This is a genomic window from Cellulomonas chengniuliangii, from assembly GCF_024508335.1.
GTDB classification, from domain to species: domain Bacteria; phylum Actinomycetota; class Actinomycetes; order Actinomycetales; family Cellulomonadaceae; genus Cellulomonas_A; species Cellulomonas_A chengniuliangii.
Genome location: NZ_CP101988.1, coordinates 3,045,012 through 3,061,328 on the forward strand (window position 1 = coordinate 3,045,012; position 16,317 = coordinate 3,061,328).

Sequence of the window (16,317 nt, forward strand, 5' to 3'; positions counted from 1 at the left end):
GGACCTCCACGGCGGCTGCTGTCGTTCAGGCTCGAGCCGGGCGGCTCAAAAGCCGTTGTATGAGTGCAGGCCGTTGGGGATGAGGTTGACCACGGTGAAGTTGGCGATCACCGCGGCGTAGCCCCAGAACACGAAGTACGCGGCGCGGCGCCCGCTCCAGCCGCGCGTGGTGCGAGCGTGCAGGTACGCGGCGTAGACGACCCACGCGACGAAGGTGCCGACCTCCTTGGGGTCCCAGCCCCAGTACCGGCCCCAGGCGTGCTCGGCCCAGATCGAGCCGCCCACCAGGGCGAAGGTCCACAGCACGAATCCGATGGCGTTGAGCCGGAACGACTGCGCCTCCAGGGCGCGCGGCGAGGGCACGCTGCGCAGCCAGGCGAACGCGGGGCCGGTGACGCGCCACCGGTGCAACGCCCGGCGCAGGCCGTCCGCGCGGCGCCAGGGCTGCCCGAGGTGGCTGCGGCCCGTCTCGCGGGAGTCCTTGAGCACCTGCAGCAAGGCCGCCGCGAACGCGACAGTGAAGACGCCGGTGGCCAGGATCGCCACGCCGACGTGGAGCACCAGCCAGTAGCTGTCCAGCGCGGGCTGCACCGAGTCCGCACGGACGAAGAAGACCAGGAGCGCCACGGCGAGGGCGAGCACCGAGATGCCGAGCACGATCACCCCGACGAACGGGATGAACCGCTTGCGCTCCACGAACACGAGCACCGCCACCGCGGTCAGGACGCCCACGAGCGTGAACTCGTACATGTTGGCCGTGGGCGAGCGTCCTGCGGCGACTCCTCGCGCGACGATGCCCGCAAGGAGCAGCAGCCCGCCCAGGAGGGTCGTGGCGCGGGCGATGCCGCTGGCCTTGGACCCGTCGCTGGTGGGCATGTCGTCAGCCTCGGCAGGCACGTCCAGGGCCACCGACGGGACGCCGGCGCCGACCAGAGCGGGCTCGGGGGCCGCGGCACGAGAGGCGAGCTCGGCCTGACGGCCGAGAGCGAGCGTGTACGCGAGGAACGCGATCGTCAGCGCTGTCGCGGAACCCCACACGAACAACGTGCTCAGGTCGCCGACTGTCATCTCTGGGCCTCTTCTGCAGGTGCGGGCGGGCGGGGGGCGGACCCGTGCGAGGACGAGTCTGGGGAGGACGTGCTGGACAGAACGGCGCGAGACAGCCCGGGGAGCGCGCCGAGCACGCGGTCGAGCTCATCCTGCAGCCCCACGTCGTCGCTGCGGGCGAGCGCGCCAGCCGTGACCACTGTACGGACCGGGTCCGCGTCGTCCACCGCGGCGCGGACCCAGACCCGGCGACGCGGCACGAACAGCGACGTGCACAGGCCAGCGATGCCGAGCAGCGCGAAGACGAGCAGGAACGGCAGCGCCGGGTCGTAGCGCAGGTCGAGGGCGACGAAGCGCGGGACGCCCTCGAAGGTCAGGGTGCCGAGGCCGTCAGGGAGCTCGACGGTCTCGCCCGGGCGCAGGTGCAGGGTCACCGGGTCGCCCTGGGCGTCGACGGCCTGCTCCATGCCCGTGTCGTCGAGCTGGTAGACGTTCTGCGGGATGCCGGTGTCCAGGCCCAGGTCTCCCGACCACACCGAGAGCACCAGCACCGGGTCGGCGGGCTGGGGGTCGACGGACCGCCAGATCGTCTCGGTGAGCTGCTGCGCGGTGGGCAGGAGCGAGCCCACGAGCCCGATCTGCGCCTGGCCGCCGGACACGTCGGGCACCTTGATGACGCCCTGCGAGGTGTAGACCTCGTCCTGCGGCAGGAACGGCACGGCGCCGGCGAAGGCCACCTCTCCCGCGGCGTCGCGCACCACCACCTGCGGGGCGTACCCGTTGCCCTGCAGGTACACCTTGGCGCCGCCCGCGGCGAGCGGGTGGTTCACCTTGATGGTCGTGGCCTCGGGCTCGGCGCCGGGCTCGTCGAGGGTGACCTCGGCCAGGAAGTCGCGCGACTGCAGCGTCACCGGGTCGAAGCGCGAGGTGAAGCGGTCCAGGGTGAGCCGGAACGGGTCCAGGCTCTCCGGCTGGAAGGCGATACCGGACTCGAACGTGTCGTAGTCGGTCTGCGCGTTGACGAAGGTGCGCCCCTCCCCCAGGAGCACCTGCCCGCGGAAGTGCAGCATCTGGCCGGTCGCCACCGACACCAGCAGGCCGACGAGCGCCAGGTGGAACACGAGGTTGCCGGTCTCCCGCAGGTAGCCGCGCTCGGCGGACACGGACCAGACGCCCGGCTTCTCCTCGCGCACGTCGGTGCGGAACGTGGGCAGCGGCCCGCGACCGCGGAGCACCCGCTCAGCCGCGCGCACCACGTCCTCGGGGCTCGCGGAGGACTCGGCGGAGCCACGGGCGGGGAACCTGTCGAAGCGGCGGGGGGTGCGCGGCGGACGCGCGCGCAGAGCCCGGAGGTGGACCTTGGCGCGAGGCAGGATGCAGCCCACCAGCGACACGAACAACAGCAGGTAGATCGCCGAGAACCACGCCGACGTGTAGACGTCGAAGAAGCCGATCCGGTCGAGCCACGGGCCGCTGGCCGGGTGGTCCAGCAGGTACTGCGCGACGTCCGCCGGAGACTGCGGCCGCTGGGGGAACATCGAGCCGGGCACAGCCGCGACGGCCAGCAGCATGAGGAGGAGCAGCGCGACGCGCATGCTGGTGAGCTGGCGCCACGCCCAGCGCAGCCAGCCGACCACCCCCAGGCGCGGCAGCGCGGCGGGCGCGGCCCCGTCGCCGGGCAGCGCGTCGCCGGAGAACGCGTCCTCGAGCCCGTCGGGCGTGTAGGCGGGCGGGCGGTCGCTGCTCATCACACCACCGGGACGAAGACGTCGGAGCCTGTCAGGAGGCCTTGCAGCCAGAGCGACCACGACGACCACAGGCCGGTGGCCAGGGCGACACCGAGGACGACGAGCATCCCGCCGCCGACGCGGCTGACCGCGAGCCGGTGGCGGCGCAGGAAGCCGAGCGCGCGGCGACTGCGCGCGGCGCCCAGCGCGATCAGCAGGAAGGGCAGGCCGAGCCCCGCGCAGAACGCGACGGACAACACCGCGCCGCGGCCGGCGGAGCCCCCGTCCAGGGACAGCGCGGTGATGGCCACCAGCGTCGGCCCGATGCACGGCGTCCAGCCGAGCCCGAAGACGAGCCCCAGCAGCGGGGCGCCCCACAGTCCCGCCTGCGGGCTGACGCGCACCCGGCGGTCCTGCTGGAGGAAGGGCACGAAGCCCATGAACGCGAGGCCCATGAGGACCACCACGACGCCCAGGACCCGGGTGATGACGCCCTGGCCGTCGTGCAGCGCGGCGCCCACCGAGCCCGCGAGGACGCCCAGTGCGACGAAGACGAAGGTGAAGCCGGCGATGAACAGCGCGACCCCGGTCAGCAGCCTGCGCCGGTCGACGGCGGGCGCGGCATCGGCGGGCGCGGCGCCCGTCCCCGGCTGCCCGGCGCCGGGCTGGTCCGTCGAAGGCCGGCCTGTCCGTGGCTGGCCCAGCGGCGCCAGGACCCGGGGGGCCGTGGGCGAGGCCACCGTGGCGCCCGACATGCCGCCGAGGTAGCCGAGGTACCCCGGCACGAGCGGCAGCACGCACGGCGAGGCGAACGCGACGAAGCCGGCGAGGAGCGCGACCGGCACCGCGAGGGCCATCGAGCCGGAGAAGGCGGTGGTGGCGAACGCGTCGCCGACGTCTGCCGACAGCACCGCCGCTGACAGCCCCACCACCCCTGCTGCCACGGCTACGCGCCCTGCCCCTCGGCGAGGACGTCGTCGACGAGGCCGCGCAGGGTCGAGCCCTCGACCGCGCCGAGGACCCGCGCCGCGACGCGGCCGTCGCGGTCGAGCACGACTGTGGTGGGCACGGCCTGGACGGGGACGGCGCCCTGGAGCGCCGCGATCGCGCTGCGGTCCCCGTCGGCGATGCTCGGGTACGGCACCTCGAACGTGCGCTGGAAGGCCTGGGCGGCCCCGGCGTCGTCCGTGCCGTTGATGCCGAGCACCCGCACGCCCTGCGCGGCGTAGTCGGTCGCGAGGGCCGCCAGGTCGGGCGCCTCGGCGCGGCACGGCGGGCAGGCCGCGTACCAGGTGTTGAGCACCACGACGTCGCCGCGCCAGGCGGTGACGTCCTGCTGGGAGCCCTCGAAGTCCGTGCCGATGATCTCGACCGGCTCGGACCGCTCGGCCTCGACCCAGGTGCGCGTCGAGCCGTCGCCGGACTGGTAGCCCTGGTCGACGACGTCTGTGGGGCCCTGCGCGTCGTCGGAGCCGCACCCGGCGACGAGCAGCAGCCCGGCGACGAGCGCTCCGACGATCGCGGGACGACCCCGCAGGCCCCTCATGCTCCCGGCACTCCCGCGACGCCGGGCAGCAGGGCGCCGGCCGGCTCGCTGTAGTCGATGCCCACCAGCCGGTCGTCCTCGAACCGGAGGCTGGTCAGCGAGGCCACCGAGCACTCGCGTCGGCGCGGGTCGTGCCACAGGCGGCGGTTCTCGAGTGCTCGGCGGGTCACCCAGATGGGCAGCTGGTGGCTGACCAGCAGTGCCTCGTGGCCGCGGGCGGCCTCGCGGGCGGTGTCCACGGCGGCGAGCATCCGGTCCACCTGCACCCGGTAGGGCTCGCCCCAGGACGGGCGGAACGGGTTGCGCAGCAGCGGCCAGTGGCGGGGGTGCCGCAGGGAGCCGTCGCCGACGCCGAAGGTCAGGCCCTCGAACTGGTTGATCGCCTCGAGGAGGTTCTCGTCGACGCCGATCGGCAGGTCGAAGGCCGCGGCTATGGGCCCGGCGGTCTCCTGTGCGCGCTGCAGCGGCGACGCCGTGACGACGGTGATGTCCCGGCGCTCGCCCCCGGACTCCCCGGCGAGGTGCGCGGCGACCATCTCTGCCATCGCCCGTCCTCGCTCTGAGAGCCGGAATCCGTCGAGCCGGCCGTAGAGCACACCGGTGGGGTTGTGCACTTCACCGTGGCGCAGGAGATGGACAGTGGTGGCGACCATGGGACCAGTGTCCCAAACCCGGGCGTGTGCTCTGTGCCGTTCCGCTGTGGCGCGAGCCACGGATGGCCGCCGGGCCGGGCTCTCAGGCGTTCGAGCCGCCGCGCAGGGCGTCGGTGACGGCCTGCATCGCCGCGCCGAGGGCCTCGAGCTGGCCGGGGGTGAGCACGTCGACGAGGTGCTCGCGCACGGCGCGGACGTGGCCGGGCGCCGCGGCCACGAGCCGCTCCCAGCCGGCCTCCGTCATGGTGGCGTTGACGCCGCGGGCGTCCTCGCGGCAGGCGGTGCGCTCGACGAGGCCCGCGGCCTCCATGCGGCGGATGGTGTGCGTGAGCCGGCTGCGGGAGTGCGCGAGGCCGTCGGCGATCTCGGACATGCGCAGCGTTCGCCCGGGGGCCTCGGAGAGCCGCACCAGGACCTCGTACTCCCCGAGCGAGAGCCCGGAGTCGGCGTCGAGCTGGCGCGCGAGGGCGTCGTTGAGCAGGGCGTTCCCGTCGCGGAACGCCCGCCACTGGGCTTGCTGCTCAGCGGAGAGCCAGCGCACCTCGGGCTGGTCGTCGTGGGGGGCCGCCGTGGCTGCCGTCTGCTGTGTCATGGGTCCTCCGCTCCAGGAAGTCGGCAGCTCCGGGGCACTCTCGCGGTCCAGGGGTTGCGCGCTCGCCCTCAGTATAGTAGAAATCTCAACTAACAACCTGTTGATCATTCAACTATTAGGAGCCCTCCATGAGCACGACGACCACCACCCTCCCCGCCGGCCTCACCACGGGCGTCTGGGCCATCGACGCGTCGCACAGCGAGGCGGCGTTCTCCGTGCGCCACGCCGGCATCTCGAAGGTGCGCGGGACGGTCGCCATCACCGAGGGCGCGCTCACGGTCGGCGAGGACCTGAGCAGCACGTCCGTGACCGCCACGCTCGACCCGAGCACGGTCAGCACAGGCGACGCCGGCCGCGACGGCCACCTGCAGTCGGCCGACTTCTTCGAGGTCGAGTCCTTCCCGACCTGGACCTTCGTCTCCACCTCCGTGCGCAACGACGGCGGCGAGTTCGTCATCGCCGGCGACCTCACGCTGCACGGCGTGACCCGGCCCGTCGAGCTCGCGACCGAGTTCAACGGCACCGCCGTGGACGCCTACGGCAACCTGCGCGCCGGCTTCAGCGCCACCACGACCATCTCCCGCAAGGAGTTCGGCCTCACCTGGAACGCGGCCCTCGAGGCCGGCGGCGTGCTCGTCTCCGACAAGGCCGCCCTCACCATCGAGATCTCGGCGATCCGCCAGGCCTGAGCCTGACCACGCCTCATCGGACGGGGACCGCGCGCCTGGCGTGCGGTCCCCGTCCGCGTCAGCGGCCGCCACCCGACCGGTGGTGATCGTGGAACGCCAGGATCTGCAGCTCCGAGCCCAGGTCCACCGCCCGCAGGTCCACCCCCACCGGCACCTGCAAAGGACGCGGCGCGAAGGAGAGGATGCCGCGCACCCCCGCCCGCACCAGCCGGTCGCACACGTCCTGGGCCACCTCGGCGGGCGTCGCGATCACCGCGACGGTCGCCTCCTGGTCGCGGACCAGCGCGTCGAGGCGCTCGAGCGGCTCGACGAGGAGCCCGGCCGCGCGGGTCCCCACCACCGCCGGATCGGCGTCGACCAGCCCGACGACCACGAAGCCGCGGTCCGGGAACCCCGGGTACCGGGCGAGGGCGCGGCCCAGGTTGCCCACGCCGACGATGACGACGCGCCGCTCACGGGTCAGCCCGAGCGTGGCCTCCAGCTCCGCGCGCAAGCCGGCGACGTCGTAGCCCACGCCGCGCCGCCCATGCGCGCCGAGCAACGACAGGTCCTTGCGCAGCTGCTCGGGGCGCACGCCCGCGACCTCGGCGAGCACGCCCGACGGGGCCGTGACCACACCGCGCGCCATGAGCGTGGCGAGCGCCCGCAGGTACCCCGGCAGCCTTGAGATCGTGGCCGTGGGGACGGAGCCCTTCGTCCGGGCTCGCCCGGCGCCCGTCCCGTCCAGCGCCCCGCCGGCCTCGCGCAACACCACCTGGCCCCCTCGTCGTCGCTGACGACGCCAGGCTAGGCGGTGGACGCCGCCCCGGCCTAGGACCTCCGCGCGCCGTCCGCGAGCGCCGCCCGCACCCGGTGCTCGTCGATGCGCCAGTACCCGCGTCGCACGCCGTCCACCTCGACCACCGGCACCAGCTCGCCGTACTCCTCGCGGAGCGAGACGCCGCCCGGGCCGGGGAGGTCGACGTCGACCTCGTCCCATGTGGCGCCCTCCTCGGCGCACACGCGGCGCACAAGATCGCGCGCGTCGTCGCACAAGTGGCACCCCGAGCGGGTGAAGAGCTGGACGCGGGCCGCGGGCTGATCCGTGGGAGGCACCACACCAGCCTAGGCGCCGTCGTTACAGTGGCCAGGTGCCCGACCAGAACACGCCCGAGACCGCGGACGCCCCCAGGCCCGCGGTCGACGACATGCCGGCCGGCCTGGCCCCTCCCGCGGGCGGCCCCGCCACGCAGGGGGACCCCACCGTCGGCGCGTTCTTCGACGTGGACAACACGATCATCCGCGGCGCCAGCGCGTTCCACCTGGCCGTGGGGCTCTACCGGCGCGGGTTCTTCCGCTGGTGGGACATCATCACCTTCGCGGTGCACCAGTCGCGCTACCTGATGTTCGGCGAGAACAAGGAGCAGATCGACGAGGTCCGCGAGCGGGCCCTGGAGATCATGGAGGGGCACTCGGTGGCCGAGGTCGTGGCCATCGCCGAGGACGTGTACGACGAGGTGCTGTGCCTGCGCATCTTCCCCGGCACCCAGAAGCTCCTGGACGAGCACATCGCCGCCGGCCACCAGGTGTGGCTGGTGACGGCGACCCCGGTGGAGATCGGGGAGCTGATCGCGCGCCGGCTCGGCGTCACGGGCGCCATCGGCACCATCGCGGAGCACCGCAACGGCTTCTACACCGGGCGGCTCGTGGGCGACATGCTGCACGGCAAGGCCAAGGCCAGCGCGGTGCAGGCCATCGCCGAGCGCGACGGGATCGACCTGTCACGCTCGTACGCGTACGGCGACTCGGCGCATGACGTGTCGATCCTGTCGAAGGTCGGCAACCCGTGCGCGATCAACCCCGACGCGCGCCTGCGCCGCCACGCCCGCGAGGTGGGCTGGCCCATCCGGGAGTTCCGCGGCAAGCGCCGGGCCGCCCGGCGCGGCGTCAACGCGGCCAGCCTCGCCGGCCTGGTGTGGGCGGCGAGCCTCGTGGTGCGGGCCATCCGGCGCGGCTCGCGCTCCTGACCCGCCCGTGAGCACGGCTCCCTACACTGGCGTCGTGCCCGTCGCCGTCCGCCTCGCCGAGCCTGCCGACGCCGACGCCCTCGCAGAGGTCGCGGCCCTCACGTTCCCCCTCGCGTGCCCACCGGAGTCGACGCCCGAGTCCCAGCAGGCGTTCATCCGCACGGTCCTCTCCGCGGACCGGTTCGCCGACTACGCCGGCGACCCGTCGCGGGTCCTCCTCGTGGCGCAGGACGCAGCCGACGCCCCGGGCGGCCCCGGCGAGGGACCGCTGCTGGGCTACACGATGCTCGTGGACGGCGAGCCGTCCGACGCCGACGTGCGCGCCGCGATCACCCTGCGCCCCACCATCGAGCTGTCGAAGTGCTACGTGCTCGCGGGACAGCACGGGCGCGGCGTGGGGCCCGCGCTAATGGCGGCGTCGCTCGACGCGGCCCGCGAGCGCGGCGCCGTCGGCGTGTGGCTCGGCGTGAACCAGCTCAACGCCCGCGCCCAGGCGTTCTACCACCGCCACGGTTTCGAGCGCGTCGGCACGAAGCGCTTCCAGGTGGGCGACCGCCTGGAAGACGACTTCGTGCTCGAGCGCGAGCTCTAGGCCCACCGGGCCGCGGCCGCCCGGGCGCCGCGGTGCTGCTCCACGGCGATCCGGATGTCCTCGCCGCCGAGGTCGGCGTTGATGCCCGCTCCGGCGACGAGGCCGCCCGCGGCGGCGTTGATGACCTGCGCCCGAGGGTCGGCGAGGTTGCCCGCGACCCACACACCGGGGACCGCGGTGAGCCCCATCGGGTCGGCGTCGACGTAGGTGGCAGCCACCTGCCCGTCCATCTCGTAGTCGGTGGGCTCGAGCCCGAGGTCGCCGAGCAGCTCGAGACGCGCGCGCACCACCGCCGCGACGACCAGCTCCTGGCGCTCGACCACGGTCCCGTCGGCGAGCCGCACGCCGTCGGGCCCCCACGCCGCCACCTCGCCCTCGACCACCTGGACGCCCCGCGCCGCGAGCTTCTCGAGCTCCTCCTCGCCGAACGGGGGCGCGGTGTGCTGGAACAGCACGATGTCGCTGCTGAGCTGACGGAAGGCGAGCGCCTGGTGCACCGCGTGGCCGCTCGTCGCCAGGATGCCCAGGGCGTGGTCCCGGACCTCCCATCCGTGGCAGTACGGGCAGTGCAGCACGGTGCGGCCCCACCCCTCGGCGAGCCCGGGCACGTCGGGCAGCACGTCGACGACGCCGCTGGCCAGGAGCAGCCGGCGGGCGGTGACCGAGCGATCGGCGAGGTGGACGACGAACGAGCCGTCAGGCTGCCTCGTCGCGGAGCGGGCCTCGCCGTCGACGACCTGCACCCCGTAGCGAGCAACCTCCTCGCGGCCGATCGCGAGGAGGTCGTGCGGGGAGGCGCCCTCGCGCCCGAGGTAGTTGTGCATGTGAGCCGCTGGGGCGTTGCGGGGCGTGCCCGCATCGACCACCAGGACTGTCCTACGCGCCCTGCCGAGCACGAGCGCGCCGCTCAGGCCCGCCGCTCCGCCGCCGATGACCACCACGTCGTACGTCGTCTCGTTGTCCATGCCTCCAGATTTCAGATCGGAGGCCGCGGTGGCTACCCCTGACACCAATCCCGCACACAAGCGGCGCCTGGGGCCTCGTGGCGCATCGGCTGCGCGGGATCGACGCGCGGGCTGGTGGCGGTCAGAGGGCCCCGGTCCGGGACCCCGCGCTCCCCGCGAGGTCCACGGCGAGCGTGGTGGACCCGGCCCCCGCGGTGGACTCCCGCACCACGATCGAGTAGTCCGACACCACCTGCTGGTACGGGAGGGCATCGTTGGCGCCGGCGATCCGGGCGACGAGCAGGTCCACCGCGGTCCGCGCGATCTCCTCGCGCCCCGGGGACACGGTCGACAGCGTCGGCGAGGAGTAGGCCCCGTCGTCGATGTCGTCGAAGCCGATCACGGCGATCTGCTCCGGCACGGCCACCCGCCGGGCGTGCAGCACGTGGAGGGCGCCGAGGGCCAGCGCGTCGTTGAGCGCGAAGACGGCGTCGACCTCGACCCCCGAGTCGAGCATCCGGCGCATCGCCTCGGCGCCGGTCGAGCGGTGCCAGAGCCCTGCCTCGCCGATCAGGGCGGGGTCGACCTGCAGACCGGCGGCCGCGAGGGCCTGCTGGTAGCCGCGCACGCGGAGTGTCGCGGAGCCCATCTCCTCGCCCTCGTGGGCGCCGATCACGGCGATCCGGCGACGGCCCAGGTCGATGAGGTGCTGGGTGGCGGCCCGTGCCGCCTCCACGTTGTTCATCGTCACGTGATCGGCCGGGGCGCCGAAGACGCGCTCGCCGAGCAGCACCATGGGGAAGTCCACGGCGAACGACGCGGTGTCCTCGGGGCCCAGGCTAAGCGGGGAGAAGACCAGCCCGTCGGTGAGGTGCCGGCGCTGCCCGGACAGCACCTCGAGCTCGCGGGCCCGCACGGCGCCGGTCTGCTCGATCAGCACGGTGAGGCCGACCGCCTCGGCGGCGCGGATCACGGAGTCGGCGAGCTCGGCGAAGTACGGGAGGCTCAGCTCGGGCACCGCGAGGCCGATCATCCCGGTGCGCCCCTGGCGCAGGTTCCGGGCGGAGATGTTGACCTGGTAGCCGAGCTCGGCGATCGCGTCCTCGACCTTGGCGCGGGTGATCGGCCGGATGTGCGGGTACCCGTTGACCACGTTCGAGACAGTCTTGATCGAGACCCCAGCCAACTCGGCGACGTCGTGCATGGTCGCCCCTCCGGCGCGCCTGATGCTCCCCACGCTGCCCTCCCCCGTCGGCTCGTCCACGCGGACGCTGACTCACTGTGCCAGAACGGGTCGGCTCGCGGAACGGCCGAGCGGGGCGACCTGGCGGCTCCACCGTACATCGATGGAGAACCGCCGCGGAGCCCGCCAACGACTCAGGCCCGGCATGGAAGCCGGGCCCGAGGTCGTGCTGCCTACCGCTGGAGCGGAAGGGTCACTTCTTGTTGCGACGCTGGTGACGCGTCTTGCGCAGCAGCTTGCGGTGCTTCTTCTTAGCCATCCGCTTGCGACGCTTCTTGATGACGGAGCCCATAGGTCCTCGCTAACTGAAGGTGGTCGGACGCTCAGCGCCCTGCCAGGTGATGGTCGATCGACGCGCGGCACGTCGAACGCCCACGCACGGGAAAGTCCGCTCATACATTACGCGATCTCAGCGGTTCGATGCGACGCGGGGGCCTTCCAGTGCTCAGGAGGACATCCTGTCGCGCTCGACCACGGCCGTGCGCAGGTAGTGGTCCAACGCGTCCTGGGGCACCCGGAACGAGCGTCCGACCCGCACCGCGGGCATCTCACCCGAGTGCAGCAGCCGGTACACGGTCATCTTCGACACGCGCATGACGTCCGCGACCTCAGCGACGGTGAGGAACCGCATGCGCTGAGGCTGTTCGTTCGACATCGTGGCTCTTCCCGCGGGGCCGGCGTGCGAGCCGGCGTTTGCGCGGCCATGACCCAGGCCGCTGGTCCACCCTAGGCCCTGGCCAGGCGGCGCGAAAGCGGCCGAGGAGCAGATCACCCGGTCTGAGGCAGCCGGGTCAGTCGTGCTCCGGGTCCAGCCCGAGCAGCGGGAACGCGGCGGCGCGGGTGGCCCGGACCGCCCGGTCCACGTCGTCCGCCGGGTCGTACCCCGCGGCCCACGGTCGGAACGCCGCGTCCGCCCCATCGGTCATCCGAGCCGGCCCCCGGCGCCCGTACCGCGCCACCACCTCCGCCTGCCACTCCTCGGGCAGCCGCAGGCCGGGGTCCACCGGCCGGTGCGCCGCCTCCGCGATGACGTGCGCCCAGGCCCGGGGCACCACGTCCACCACCGCGTAGCCGCCGCCGCCCAGGGCCACCCAGCGCCCGTCCGCGACCTCGTGCGCCAGCCCGTGCACCAGCTCCACGGCGGCCCGCACCGCGTCGACGCTCACGTCCAGGTTGGTGATGGGGTCCTCGACGTGCGCGTCGCACCCGTGCTGGCTCACCACCACCTGCGGCGCGAAGGCCCGCAGCACGGCCGGCAGCACCGCGTCGATGGCCCGGAGCCACCCGGCGTCGCCCGTGCGAGCCGGGAGCGCCACGTTGACGGCGCTGCCCTCCGCGGCGGGGCCGCCCGTCTCACGCGGGTGCCCCGTGCCCGGGAACAGGGTGTGGCCGCTCTCGTGGACGGACACGGTCAGCACCCGCGGGTCGTCCCAGAACACCCGCTGCACCCCGTCGCCGTGGTGGGCGTCGACGTCCACGTAGGCCACCCGCTCGGCGCCCGCGTCGAGCAGCGCGCGGATCGCCACCGCGGCGTCGTTGTACACGCAGAAGCCGGAGGCCGCGCCCGGCATCGCGTGGTGCATGCCGCCGGTCAGGTTGACGCCGTGCTCCGCCTCGCCCCGCCACACCGCCAGGGCGACGGCCACGCTGCCGCCCACCACCCGGGCGGCGGCCTCGTGCATCCCTGAGAAGACCGGGTCGTCGGCCGTGCCGAGCCCACGCGCGGCGTCGGCCGCGCCGCCGTCCGAGGCAGCCCGCACCGCGGCGACATACGCCGGCTCGTGCACGGTCTGCAGCACGGCGTCCGACGCGGGCTCCGCGCCGACCACCCGCACACCGGGCCCCTCGAGCAGGCCCAACGACTGGGCCAGCCGCATGGTGAGGTCGAGGCGCAGCGGGGCCATCGGGTGCCCGTCACCGAAGTCGTAGCCCAGCAAGGCCGGCGACCACACGACCTGCACGTCCCCTGACATGGGCCCACGCTAGCCTCCGAGCCGCCGCCGACGTGACAGAGTGGGCATGTCAGCGCGTGCGCGTACGGGAGGTGCGATGGCTCGGGGCCTCCCCGGGGCGATCTGGTCGGGGCGAGAGCTGGTCGACCGGCTCGCCCGGCAGTCGCCCGCCCGGCTGGCGATCGGCGTGTTCGCCGGCGTGGTCGCGGTGTTCACCGCGCTGCTCTCGGCCCCGTGGGCCACGGCCACCGGCGAGCGCGCGCCGTTCGTCGACGCCCTGTTCACGGCCACTTCGGCGGTGTGCGTCACCGGGCTGGTGACCGTGCCCACCGGCTCGTACTGGTCGGGCGCCGGGCTCGTCACCATCGCCGTCGCGATCAAGGTGGGCGGTCTGGGCGTCATGACCCTCGCCTCGATCCTCGGCCTGGCCGTCTCCCGGCGCATCGGCCTGACCCAGCGCCTGCTGACCGCCTCCGAGACCAAGACCACCCGGCTGGGCGAGGTCGGCTCGCTGGTGCGCACCGTCATCGTCACGTCCACCGCCCTCGAGGTCGCCATCGCGGCCGTGCTGTTCCCCCGCTTCCACATGCTCAGCGAGGGCTGGGGCGAGGCGGCGTGGCACGCGGGGTTCTACGCGGTCTCCGCGTTCAACAACGCGGGCTTCGTGCCGACGGTCGACGGGCTGGCGCCGTTCGCCACGGACTGGTGGGTGCTGCTGCCCATCACGATCGGCGTGTTCATCGGCGCCCTGGGCTTCCCCGTGCTGCTCAACGTCGGGCGGCTGCTGCGCACCCCGAGCCGCTGGAACCTGCACGCGAAGCTGACCCTCACCACGAGCGCCGTGCTGGTGGTGCTCGGCGGCGTCCTCATCGCGGCGTTCGAGTGGACGAACCCCCGCACGTTCGGGCCGCTGGGGGTGGGCGACAAGCTCCTGACCGCGCTGTTCTCCGGTGTGATGCCCCGGTCCGGCGGCTTCGCCACGGTGCCCGTGGACGAGATGCGCGAGTCGACGTGGCTGATCAACGACGCCCTGATGTTCGTGGGAGGCGGCTCCGCGTCCACGGCGGGCGGCATCAAGGTGACGACGCTCGCCGTGATGCTGCTCGCGATCGTCGCCGAGGCGCGCGGCGACGAGGACGTCGAGGCATTCGGGCGGCGCATCCCCCGCGCGGCGCTGCAAGTCGCGATCGCGGTCTCGCTCGTGAGCGCGACCCTGGTGCTCGTCGCGACGCTCTTGTTGCTGGAGATCACCGGGTGGACGCTGGACGTGGTGCTGTTCGAGGTGATCTCGGCGTTCGCCACGTGCGGGCTCTCCACCGGCGTCACGGGCGACCTGCCCGAAGCCGGCAAGTACGTGCTCACCGTCCTCATGTTCATCGGCCGCACCGGCACGATGACGCTCGCCGCCGCGCTCGCGCTGCGCAACCGCCGCCGGGTCATCCGGTACCCCGAAGAGAGGCCGATCATTGGTTGACACCGAGCTCACCGGCGCCACGGCGCACGGTCGCCCCGGGCGGACCCCGAAGAAGGACGCCGGCGTGCTGGTCATCGGGCTGGGCCGCTTCGGCTCCGCCATCGCCACCACGCTGGACCGCCTGGGCCAGGACGTGCTGGCCGTCGAGCGCAGCCCCGAGCTGGTGGCCCAGTGGGCGGGCCGGATCCCGCTCGTCGAGGCCGACGCCGCGAACCCGGACGCGCTCGACCAGATGGGCGCCCGGGACTTCGGCGTGGCCGTGGTGGGCGTCGGCTCCTACCTGGAGGCCAGCGTGCTCATCACCGGGAACCTGGTGGACCTGGGCACCCCGCAGATCTGGGCGAAGGCGGTCTCGGCCGAGCACGCGCGCATCCTGCAGCGCATCGGCGCCCACCACGTCGTGCTCCCTGAGGCGGACGCCGGCTCCCGGGTCGCGCACCTCGTCTCCGGGAAGATGCTCGACTACATCGAGGTCGAGGACGGCTTCACGATCGTCAAGATGCGGCCCCCGCGGGAGACGCAGGGGTTCACGATCGAGCAGTCGAAGATCCGCGACCGGTACGGCGTCACGGTGATCGGGGTCAAGAGCCCGGGCCGGGAGTTCGTCTACGCCCAGCCCGACACCCGCATCGCCGCCAACGACCTGCTCATCGTGTCCGGCCACGCCGACCTGCTGGAGCGGTTCGCCGCACGGCCGTGAGCTCGGGACCGGGATAGTGACGACCTCGATCTCGACGCCGAGTGGGTCGCTGCCCCCTCGCGGGGCAGTTCAGGAGATGAGGTCCGGTCAGTCCTGCCGAGCAGGCGGCGGGGCCGCGCTGCCGCGCAGGACGAGCGGGGGGATCGCCGTCGAACGCGCAGTCGACCTTCCGGTGCGCGCCAGGTCCATGAGCATCCCGAACGCGCGCCGGCCCAGGCCCACGAAGTCCTGGGCCACCGTGGTCAACGGCGGCGACCACATCGCCGCGAACGGCTCGTCGTCGAAGCCCACCACGCTCACGTCCTGCGGCACCGACCGGCCCGCGTCCATGAATGCCCGCATCAGGCCGATCGCGAGCTGGTCGTTGCCCGCCAGGACCGCCGTGACCGCAGGGTCCTGGGCGAGCAGGACCCCCGCCTCGTAGCCCGCCGCCGGATGCCAGCCCGGCGCCATCGGCTCGGGCTCCGGCGCGCCCGCGGCGGCCAGCGCGTCCCGCCAGCCGAGCGTGCGGCCCACCTCCGGGCCGCTCGACGGGATGGACACGTGATGGACGGTGCGGTGCCCCATACCCAGCAGGTAGTCCACCGCCTCCGCGGCCGCGGACCTGTCGTCGAGGTCCGCGTGCGGACGGTCGTGCTCCCCCGGCCGTGTCGCCGAGACGGTGACCACCGGCACCGACTCGGGCAGCGCCCGAGCCGCGGCGATCCCCGCGGCGTCGAACTCGAGCACCACCACGCCGGCCACCGCCTGGCCCAGCACCAGGTCGACCACGCTGTCGACGACCGCCTGCTCGTCCGACTCGACCACGGTGATCACCACCAGGTACCCCGCCGCCCGCGCCGCCTCCTCGACCCCCTGGAGCGTGGCCGCGTACCCGTACCGCGTGGTGTTCCCCGCCAGCACCGAGATCATCGAGTGCCGGCCGCTGACCAGCGCCCTGGCCGCCGCGTTGGGCCGGTAGCCCAGCTCGTCGATGGCGGCCATCACCTGCGCCCGCTTCGCCGCGGAGACCGGGGTCGAGCCCGTGATCACCCGGGAGACCGTCGGCACGGACACACCGGCCACGCGGGCGACATCGGCGATCACGGGAGGTCTGCGGCGGGTGGGCTCAGTCACAACGGAACCTTAGCGACGACAGGGCGCCGAGCCTCC

The 16,317-nt window shown here is 73.6% G+C and carries 19 protein-coding genes; 5 read left to right on the forward strand and 14 right to left on the reverse strand.

All coding sequences use genetic code 11. The annotated features are described in order from the left end of the window. Positions 1-45: 45 nt before the first annotated feature. The 6 genes from ccsB to NP064_RS14160 form a co-directional block, all read right to left on the reverse strand. The gene (gene ccsB / locus NP064_RS14135; protein WP_227570223.1) at positions 46-1,068 is read right to left on the reverse strand and encodes a c-type cytochrome biogenesis protein CcsB; all 1,023 of its coding nucleotides are present in this window, start codon (positions 1,066-1,068) and stop codon (positions 46-48) included. Beyond that, complete coding sequence (gene resB, locus NP064_RS14140) at positions 1,065-2,795, reverse strand: cytochrome c biogenesis protein ResB (RefSeq protein WP_227570222.1); 1,731 nt, start codon at positions 2,793-2,795, stop codon at positions 1,065-1,067. The genes ccsB and resB overlap by 4 nt, the downstream gene beginning before the upstream one ends. Then, positions 2,795-3,631 (reverse strand): cytochrome c biogenesis CcdA family protein, encoded by an 837-nt coding sequence (locus tag NP064_RS14145; protein WP_227570263.1) that lies wholly within the window; start codon positions 3,629-3,631, stop codon positions 2,795-2,797. Before NP064_RS14145 ends, resB begins: the two co-directional genes overlap by 1 nt. Before the next feature lie 89 nt (positions 3,632-3,720). Next, positions 3,721-4,320: a TlpA family protein disulfide reductase gene (locus tag NP064_RS14150; RefSeq protein ID WP_227570221.1), complete on the reverse strand. Its 600-nt coding sequence runs from the start codon at positions 4,318-4,320 to the stop codon at positions 3,721-3,723. Beyond that, positions 4,317-4,973 (reverse strand): histidine phosphatase family protein, encoded by a 657-nt coding sequence (locus tag NP064_RS14155; RefSeq protein WP_227570220.1) that lies wholly within the window; start codon positions 4,971-4,973, stop codon positions 4,317-4,319. The genes NP064_RS14150 and NP064_RS14155 overlap by 4 nt, the downstream gene beginning before the upstream one ends. An 82-nt stretch (positions 4,974-5,055) precedes the next feature. Next, on the reverse strand, positions 5,056-5,565 hold the full coding sequence (locus NP064_RS14160) for a MarR family winged helix-turn-helix transcriptional regulator (protein ID WP_227570219.1): 510 nt from the start codon (positions 5,563-5,565) through the stop codon (positions 5,056-5,058). A gap of 128 nt (positions 5,566-5,693) precedes the next feature. On the opposite strand from NP064_RS14160, the gene NP064_RS14165 reads away from it, so the two are divergent. Then, a complete protein-coding gene (locus NP064_RS14165; protein WP_227570218.1) occupies positions 5,694-6,254 on the forward strand; it encodes a YceI family protein in 561 nt (186 codons plus the stop codon). 58 nt (positions 6,255-6,312) lie between these two features. On the opposite strand, the gene NP064_RS14170 is transcribed toward NP064_RS14165, so the two are convergent. Next, positions 6,313-7,008, reverse strand: coding sequence for a redox-sensing transcriptional repressor Rex (locus tag NP064_RS14170; RefSeq protein WP_227570217.1), 696 nt, complete (start codon positions 7,006-7,008; stop codon positions 6,313-6,315). 56 nt (positions 7,009-7,064) lie between these two features. After that, positions 7,065-7,349, reverse strand: a complete 285-nt coding sequence (locus NP064_RS14175) for a glutaredoxin family protein (protein WP_227570216.1) — start codon at positions 7,347-7,349, stop codon at positions 7,065-7,067. A gap of 92 nt (positions 7,350-7,441) precedes the next feature. Between NP064_RS14175 and NP064_RS14180 the strand changes: the two genes are divergently transcribed. Together NP064_RS14180 and NP064_RS14185 are read left to right on the forward strand one after the other, a co-directional pair. After that, positions 7,442-8,260, forward strand: coding sequence for an HAD family hydrolase (locus tag NP064_RS14180; RefSeq protein ID WP_227570262.1), 819 nt, complete (start codon positions 7,442-7,444; stop codon positions 8,258-8,260). 34 nt (positions 8,261-8,294) lie between these two features. Beyond that, on the forward strand, positions 8,295-8,852 hold the full coding sequence (locus NP064_RS14185; protein ID WP_227570215.1) for a GNAT family N-acetyltransferase: 558 nt from the start codon (positions 8,295-8,297) through the stop codon (positions 8,850-8,852). Here NP064_RS14185 and NP064_RS14190 read toward each other — a convergent pair. The 5 genes from NP064_RS14190 to NP064_RS14210 form a co-directional block, all read right to left on the reverse strand. Then, a complete protein-coding gene (locus tag NP064_RS14190) occupies positions 8,849-9,817 on the reverse strand; it encodes an NAD(P)/FAD-dependent oxidoreductase (protein WP_227570214.1) in 969 nt (322 codons plus the stop codon). The genes NP064_RS14185 and NP064_RS14190 overlap by 4 nt on opposite strands. A gap of 121 nt (positions 9,818-9,938) precedes the next feature. After that, on the reverse strand, positions 9,939-11,000 hold the full coding sequence (locus NP064_RS14195) for a LacI family DNA-binding transcriptional regulator (RefSeq protein ID WP_227570213.1): 1,062 nt from the start codon (positions 10,998-11,000) through the stop codon (positions 9,939-9,941). A gap of 232 nt (positions 11,001-11,232) precedes the next feature. Next, complete coding sequence (locus NP064_RS14200; RefSeq protein WP_003792170.1) at positions 11,233-11,331, reverse strand: 30S ribosomal protein bS22; 99 nt, start codon at positions 11,329-11,331, stop codon at positions 11,233-11,235. Positions 11,332-11,484: 153 nt separating this feature from the next. Next, positions 11,485-11,694 carry a helix-turn-helix domain-containing protein gene (locus tag NP064_RS14205; RefSeq protein ID WP_227570212.1) on the reverse strand — a complete coding sequence of 70 codons (210 nt, stop codon included), beginning with the start codon at positions 11,692-11,694 and terminating at the stop codon, positions 11,485-11,487. A 136-nt stretch (positions 11,695-11,830) separates the two neighbouring features. Continuing rightward, positions 11,831-13,012 (reverse strand): acetoin utilization protein AcuC, encoded by a 1,182-nt coding sequence (locus NP064_RS14210; RefSeq protein ID WP_227570211.1) that lies wholly within the window; start codon positions 13,010-13,012, stop codon positions 11,831-11,833. Positions 13,013-13,088: 76 nt separating this feature from the next. Here NP064_RS14210 and NP064_RS14215 point away from each other — a divergent pair, with 76 nt between their 5' ends. Then, positions 13,089-14,465, forward strand: coding sequence for a TrkH family potassium uptake protein (locus NP064_RS14215; protein ID WP_227570210.1), 1,377 nt, complete (start codon positions 13,089-13,091; stop codon positions 14,463-14,465). After that, positions 14,458-15,165 (forward strand): potassium channel family protein, encoded by a 708-nt coding sequence (locus NP064_RS14220; protein ID WP_227570209.1) that lies wholly within the window; start codon positions 14,458-14,460, stop codon positions 15,163-15,165. The genes NP064_RS14215 and NP064_RS14220 overlap by 8 nt, the downstream gene beginning before the upstream one ends. Positions 15,166-15,252: 87 nt before the next feature. On the opposite strand, the gene NP064_RS14225 is transcribed toward NP064_RS14220, so the two are convergent. After that, complete coding sequence (locus tag NP064_RS14225) at positions 15,253-16,281, reverse strand: LacI family DNA-binding transcriptional regulator (protein ID WP_227570208.1); 1,029 nt, start codon at positions 16,279-16,281, stop codon at positions 15,253-15,255. Positions 16,282-16,317: the final 36 nt, after the last annotated feature.

What these genes read in the sequence shown, in the direction of transcription:
- NP064_RS14165 (WP_227570218.1), top strand. Translation starts at nt 5,694, where the DNA reads ATGAGCACGACGACCACCACCCTCCCCGCCGGCCTCACCACGGGCGTC.
- NP064_RS14210 (WP_227570211.1), bottom strand. Translation starts at nt 13,012, where the DNA reads ATGTCAGGGGACGTGCAGGTCGTGTGGTCGCCGGCCTTGCTGGGCTAC.
- NP064_RS14150 (WP_227570221.1), bottom strand. Translation starts at nt 4,320, where the DNA reads ATGAGGGGCCTGCGGGGTCGTCCCGCGATCGTCGGAGCGCTCGTCGCC.
- ccsB (WP_227570223.1), bottom strand. Translation starts at nt 1,068, where the DNA reads ATGACAGTCGGCGACCTGAGCACGTTGTTCGTGTGGGGTTCCGCGACA.
- NP064_RS14190 (WP_227570214.1), bottom strand. Translation starts at nt 9,817, where the DNA reads ATGGACAACGAGACGACGTACGACGTGGTGGTCATCGGCGGCGGAGCG.
- NP064_RS14195 (WP_227570213.1), bottom strand. Translation starts at nt 11,000, where the DNA reads ATGCACGACGTCGCCGAGTTGGCTGGGGTCTCGATCAAGACTGTCTCG.
- NP064_RS14180 (WP_227570262.1), top strand. Translation starts at nt 7,442, where the DNA reads ATGCCGGCCGGCCTGGCCCCTCCCGCGGGCGGCCCCGCCACGCAGGGG.
- NP064_RS14155 (WP_227570220.1), bottom strand. Translation starts at nt 4,973, where the DNA reads ATGGTCGCCACCACTGTCCATCTCCTGCGCCACGGTGAAGTGCACAAC.
- resB (WP_227570222.1), bottom strand. Translation starts at nt 2,795, where the DNA reads ATGAGCAGCGACCGCCCGCCCGCCTACACGCCCGACGGGCTCGAGGAC.
- NP064_RS14160 (WP_227570219.1), bottom strand. Translation starts at nt 5,565, where the DNA reads ATGACACAGCAGACGGCAGCCACGGCGGCCCCCCACGACGACCAGCCC.
- NP064_RS14145 (WP_227570263.1), bottom strand. Translation starts at nt 3,631, where the DNA reads ATGGCCCTCGCGGTGCCGGTCGCGCTCCTCGCCGGCTTCGTCGCGTTC.
- NP064_RS14200 (WP_003792170.1), bottom strand. Translation starts at nt 11,331, where the DNA reads ATGGGCTCCGTCATCAAGAAGCGTCGCAAGCGGATGGCTAAGAAGAAG.
- NP064_RS14205 (WP_227570212.1), bottom strand. Translation starts at nt 11,694, where the DNA reads ATGTCGAACGAACAGCCTCAGCGCATGCGGTTCCTCACCGTCGCTGAG.
- NP064_RS14215 (WP_227570210.1), top strand. Translation starts at nt 13,089, where the DNA reads ATGGCTCGGGGCCTCCCCGGGGCGATCTGGTCGGGGCGAGAGCTGGTC.